The following is a 654-nucleotide window of genomic DNA, read 5'->3' as shown; positions in this document are numbered from 1 at the left end:
CGCAAATATCATCCCTGCTTGGTCGCAGAGATGATGGGCTAACTTACGGTGAAAATCTTTGCGTCGGTTCGCAATTCGTTCATAGAATCTGGCGACTCGTTGACGAGCTTTTTGCTGGTTCTTTGAACCTTTCTGCTTTCTGGCAACGGCACGGTTCAGCACTTTCAGCCTGTGTTGTGCATCCACAAAGAATCGGGGTCTTGCAATTAACTCGTTGTCTGATGTCGCAACAAAATCCGTTAATCCCACATCAATCCCAATGGCATAACCACCAATCGGGGGTTCTGGTATTTTGACGTCGCTTTGGATAACTAGCTGGATATACCAACCAGAAGCGCGTTTAACTACCCGTGCTTGTTTCACCTCAAACCCATCAGGGAGCGGGCGGTGCATCACGGTCTTAACCCAACCAAATACAGGCAACTTAATTTGATTGTCACCAATTGGGTTTTTGCCCAACTGCGGGAAGTTAAAGCTGCGAAAACGCTTCTTAAACCGTGGGAATCCGAACCCACTATTCCACAATGCATTAAACGCCTTTTCCAGCCTACCCATCACATCCTGAAGCACTTGAGAATGCACCGCTTGCAGAAAAGAATTAGTTTTCCTTGCGGCGGTCAAATTGCGCTTTTGACTGTAATAGGTCGGCTTTTC

General features: G+C 47.1%; 1 protein-coding gene. It reads right to left on the bottom strand.

Annotated elements, in window-relative coordinates; genetic code table 11:
• On the bottom strand, nt 1–654 hold a 654-nt coding region (locus tag AACT35_RS10040; protein WP_254048034.1), incomplete at both ends, for an RNA-guided endonuclease InsQ/TnpB family protein.

Origin of the sequence: Synechococcus sp. BDU 130192, from assembly GCF_963876085.1 — a bacterium.
Taxonomy (GTDB): domain Bacteria; phylum Cyanobacteriota; class Cyanobacteriia; order Cyanobacteriales; family MRBY01; genus MRBY01.
This window is presented reverse-complemented; position numbering and strand designations above follow the sequence as displayed.